Genomic DNA, 5,039 nt, shown 5'->3' on the forward strand with positions numbered 1-5,039 from the left:
TTCAAACCGTACTGTCTAAACTGGTTCTATAAAAACGCAGGGCGAGATGAAACAATGCTTAATCAATAAAAGATAGGAAATTTTTGAGGCTTATTAATAAAAATGATCTGCTTTAAAACGAATTCCGCCTTCAATATAATCTTTTAAATATTTAGCGAGTAGTTTATGGTCTTTAACCTCTGTTGGCCAAAAATGCTCAAGACCAATATCACTGATCACATTTAAAATGATATTAAAAGTAAAAAGTACTTTAAGTGAAATCGCATTAGGGTCTGCATCAGGTAAAGCTTGCTGTAATAAATCTACGGCTTTATTGGCAATAGGTACTAAAGTTTTTGCAACAATAACGCGCCCTTCATCTCCGGCACTAATCGTTTTAGAGAAAAATTTGATGTAATGAATTCCATTATTCTGTAAAAGTATTTTTACCATGGGTTTCATTAGAGCATCTACAACATCAGAAACCTGTACATTATTAGATGGAATAGCATTTAATAACTCTAAACTATCAATAACATAAGGCTGCATGACATGATCTAATGCAGCCTCCACGAGTCCCCATTTTGACTTAAAGTGGTAATAAAGTGCTGATTTATTTGCAACTCCAGCAGTTTCATTAATTCTTTGTACCGATAGCGTTTCAATATTATTTTGTGAAAAAAGAATGATGGCTGCTTCTATCAATTTTTCTTTAGTTTGTTTACTCATTAGCTTCCACAGTACAAGTTAAAATTAATGGTGTTAACTTAAGAAAATATCCCCATTCTTAGGCATTAACCTTTAGAGAAAAAGAATAATCCATATAGATTAAATATCAAGTTGTTTTACTCTTAAATAAGCAAAAAATAGAAACTATTCTTACTAACTTTTGAGACCAGAAGTACTTATAAAATTAGTTTAACTTCTCATTGTAATTGATATTTTTCATAAATAAATCAACTGCGTACTCAACCCAAGAACTAATTTCACTGTCTGATATTAAGAAATTAGGATGAGTAAGACACTTAAGATGCGCATCACTTCTTAATAGCGATAAAAATATATTCGCCGCAATTTCCGAGGAAGAATTTAATTCTATCTCATCATTTTTAGCTGATTTTTCAAGATAACCCGCAATAATATTAGCAAGACGCTGTGGGCCAACTTGAAAGAATTTTTCAGATAGCTCTGGAAATCTGACTGCTTCTGCAATACAAACTCTAAAAAATGCCAATCCTGAATGCGACAATATAAAACGCAGATAGGTTTTTCCAATCTCGGTTAAAGCTGACCGTAAGTTCTCGGCTTTTGTCTCGACTAAAATAATTTGCTCTTGCATGTTCGTGCACTGGCGCTCAATGACCGCAGCGAACATCACTTCTTTATTCTTATAGCAGCCATACATGGTGGCTTTTGAAACACCCGCCTCTTTTTGGATCATATCTGTTGTTGTGCCACTAAAACCATGAGTCAGGAAAAATTTTGTTGCTGCATCCAGAATTTTTTGATCTTTTTCATTAGCTTTGGTTGAAACAGACATAATGACCTTATAACAATTTTAGCGACTTCGTTTGTAGTGTAACTCATCGAAAAGTTCAAAATCGAGAATTGACGTAAATTTAATTAAAGAGTAGAGTACCGATCGGTACAGTTAATTGCAATACCTGCTACCTACATAAATTTGTGTTTAAGATTTAAGGTAAAAGATGAATATACGCCCCCTCATCGGTTTGGCAGGTGCAATATTTGCTGCAATGACTGTTGAATTTAATAACCGCATCACGAGCATTACCTTAGTCGACATACGTGGTGCGATGGGAATTAGTGTCGACTCGGGTTATTGGGTCAATAGTATTTATGCCAGCGCCATGATTATTGGCATGATACTTTCCACCAGTTGGGCGGTCATTTTTTCTATGCGGAGAGTTCTTCTTTTTGCCATAGGACTTTGCCTCTTCTCTAGTGTTTTAATTCCTTTTAGTCCAAATATCGAAATATTTTATTTATTACGCGCCCTACAAGGTCTAGCTAATGGTTTAACCATTCCTTTGCTCATGGCCTGTGCGCTTAGATTTTTAGGGCCAGAAATCCGTTTGTGGGGCTTGGCCTGCTATGCATTAACTGCAACTTTCTTTCCCAACTTAAGTGCCGCACTTTCTGCCTTTTATTTAGATGTGGTTGGCTGGAAAATGATATTTTTCCAAACTATTCCTTTTTGTGCCTTAAGTGCTGCGTTGGTTTATTTTGGTATTCCCCAAGACCCTTTAAATTATTCAAGAATAAAGACTTACGATTGGACAGGTGCTATTTTAGCCATCATTAGCTTAGCCAGCCTGAGCACCATATTATTGCATGGCAACCATTTAGACTGGTTCCATTCTCAATTAATTTGTGTTTTAGCTTTAATTAGTGCAATAACTTTACCTTGGTTTTTCATACATGAATGGCGTTATCCATCACCATTAATTAAACCGCAAATGCTCGAAATCCGAAATTTTGCTTATGCTGTTTTTGCCCTCTTTTGCTTTGTCATTATTGGTATGTCCACCAGCACATTACCACTGAATTACCTTAGTGCTGTGCATGGCTATAAACCAACTCAGACCATGTGGATTGGCTTACAAATTGCGGCATTGCAATTTATCTATATTCCTATTGTTGTGAAGCTTTTAAATCAAGCTTGGGTGGATAGCCGATATGTGCACGGGTTTGGTTTACTTCTGGTTATCGCGGGTTGCCTAGGTGCAAGCCAACTTGATACCACATGGAATCAAGATCAGTTTTATTTTTGGCATGCAATCTCATGTTTTGGACAAACCTGTGTCGTGCTCTCGCTATTAATGATGGGTACAAACAGCGTTCATCCAACCATGGCAATTTATGCATCACCGATGATTAACACCCCGCGTGCTATTAGCGGTGTACTGGGTGTTTGTATTTTAGATTGGATTAATCGAGTGCGCGGTGAATACCATTCAACACGTCTGATTGAAAATACAGCCCAGCATGTTTTTCAAAATATTCAAGGCCCTGTCATTAATCCGCTTACACCACCTGTGCTTACTGCAAATGGCGCAGATCGTGTTTCAGGTGGTTTATCTGCCCTAAATTCTGCGATTCAAGCACAACAATCTGTTTTAGTTATTAGCGATCAATATCTCATCTTAGCTGGTCTTACCGCTATTTTGTTCATTGTGATGTTGATTTTGCCAGTTCGAACTTATCCGCCCCGTATTGCTCTCATTAAGTTAATGAATAGTCATAACTCAGGAAAATCTTTATGAGTACTCTCGAAGCCCAAGATACTATCCACACCGAACCACCTAAGTTAACAAAGGTGCAATATCTCAAAAAGCATTGGGTTATGGTTATTGCGTTCATTATTGTCTTAGCATCTATTTTGTGGGTTTTAAAACTTATATTTTTACCATCTTCGATTATTGAAACAGACGATGCGCGTGTGGATGTAGAGTACTCAACCATTGCTCCTAAAGTATCTGGCAATATTGAAGAAATTTATATTAAAGATCATCAGACCGTAAAAAAAGGCCAACTTTTAGCAAGGATTGATGCACGTGATTATCAAGCTGCTTTGGCTGAGGCTGAATCGAATTATGCAAAAGCACAAGCTGACGTGAGTGAAGCCATGCTGGCAGTTGATAGACAACCCACTGTTATTCGAGAAACTGAAGCACAGCTGAGAAAAGTAGAGGCTGGGATTAAACTCACAAAAGATAATACGGCACGTTATGAGCAACTACAGGCACTTGGGGCCGAGTCTAGATTAATTACACAGCAATCTAAGACTACTTTGACGGAACAATATGCTGACTTAGACAGCAGTAAAGAAAAAGTGATTGATGCACAGTATCAGCTCAACCAATACAAGATTCAGGTACAAGCCAAACAAGCTGCTCTTAAACAAGCACAAGCAGCACTTGATAAAACAAAACTGAATTTGAGTTATACAGAAGTTCGTGCACCTATTGATGGCATGATCGGTCAAAAGTCAGCTAACGTAGGTAACTTTGTGAGCGCTGGTAATCCATTAATGGTGGTTGTGCCTTTAGACCAAGTCTATGTAGAAGCAAACTTTCGTGAAATTGAGTTAAAACAAATAAAAATTGGACAACCTGTTAATGTCTATGTAGATGCTTATAATGTTGAGCTAAAAGGTGTGGTAGACAGCTTCTCTCCATCTACTGGCGCATTTTTCTCTCCGATCTCTGCGACCAATGCAACTGGTAACTTTACCAAGATTGTTCAGCGTCTACCTTTACGGATCAAGCTCGTTGAAAATCAAAAAGACGTTAAATTATTACGTCCTGGTTTATCGGTTTTAGTATCAATAGATACCAATAAATAGATAGTCTAGATTTCAAAATATGAGAGAAAAAGAGACCATTTACGGTCTCTTTTTTAATGATGAGTTTTAAAACTTTTTGGTGTAGTTTACAAACAGGCGATCTTCACCAAAATCATTGCCATGTTTTACGTTGTAATCAATACGAATATATTGGAGAGCGACGCCTTTTAAGAATGGCTGCTGAAATGCATAGTTTAAAATCACATTCGACTCGGTTTCGTGGTTTTTCTCACCACTGGCTGCTTTAAAGTCATGTCCATACACATATTTCACCATTGCATTTAAACCGGGTACATAGTCTTTAAAGTCATAGCCGTACATCACATGGTAAGACTTTTCGTCTTCTTTAAAGAAACCTGTTGCATTCCAGTTAATGAAATAGGTCTCTGGTAAAAAGCCATCTGGTAGAGGATAAGCCGACTCACCCATGATTTGTTGGTACCCCAAACCAAAGGTGTGGTTTTTTACTTTAAGAGTCTCTAGCACCCCAATATTTTGCGCATCAATATCAAAAGTATTGCCATCATCTTTTGCATTGAAGTATTTAAACTTAGACGTAAGCGCAAAATTAGGTTGCTTCCAATTATGCTCAAGCCCTACATAGTGTTTGTTGTAGAGGTCTTCTAAATTTCCAAAGTAGTATTCGCCCTTGAGTGACGGCGTGAATTGATAGCGCAGGTCAATGTAGTTAAGG

5 protein-coding genes are annotated in these 5,039 nt (G+C 37.3%); 2 read left to right on the forward strand and 3 right to left on the reverse strand.

Annotated elements, in window-relative coordinates; translation table 11 throughout:
- Positions 1-93 precede the first annotated feature (93 nt).
- Complete coding sequence (locus tag NL42_RS13645; RefSeq protein ID WP_017390816.1) at positions 94-708, reverse strand: TetR/AcrR family transcriptional regulator; 615 nt, start codon at positions 706-708, stop codon at positions 94-96.
- Positions 709-892: 184 nt separating this feature from the next.
- Complete coding sequence (locus NL42_RS13650; protein ID WP_461313140.1) at positions 893-1,519, reverse strand: TetR/AcrR family transcriptional regulator; 627 nt, start codon at positions 1,517-1,519, stop codon at positions 893-895.
- 166 nt (positions 1,520-1,685) lie between these two features.
- Here NL42_RS13650 and NL42_RS13655 point away from each other — a divergent pair, with 166 nt between their 5' ends.
- Together NL42_RS13655 and NL42_RS13660 are read left to right on the forward strand one after the other, a co-directional pair.
- Complete coding sequence (locus NL42_RS13655; RefSeq protein WP_461313141.1) at positions 1,686-3,263, forward strand: MFS transporter; 1,578 nt, start codon at positions 1,686-1,688, stop codon at positions 3,261-3,263.
- Positions 3,260-4,345: an HlyD family secretion protein gene (locus NL42_RS13660; RefSeq protein ID WP_461313142.1), complete on the forward strand. Its 1,086-nt coding sequence runs from the start codon at positions 3,260-3,262 to the stop codon at positions 4,343-4,345. Before NL42_RS13655 ends, NL42_RS13660 begins: the two co-directional genes overlap by 4 nt.
- 66 nt (positions 4,346-4,411) lie before the next feature.
- On the opposite strand, the gene NL42_RS13665 is transcribed toward NL42_RS13660, so the two are convergent.
- The coding region (locus NL42_RS13665; RefSeq protein WP_461313143.1) for an OprD family outer membrane porin at positions 4,412-5,039 on the reverse strand (628 nt) is incomplete at its 5' end.

The organism is Acinetobacter sp. GN11, assembly GCF_054823985.1.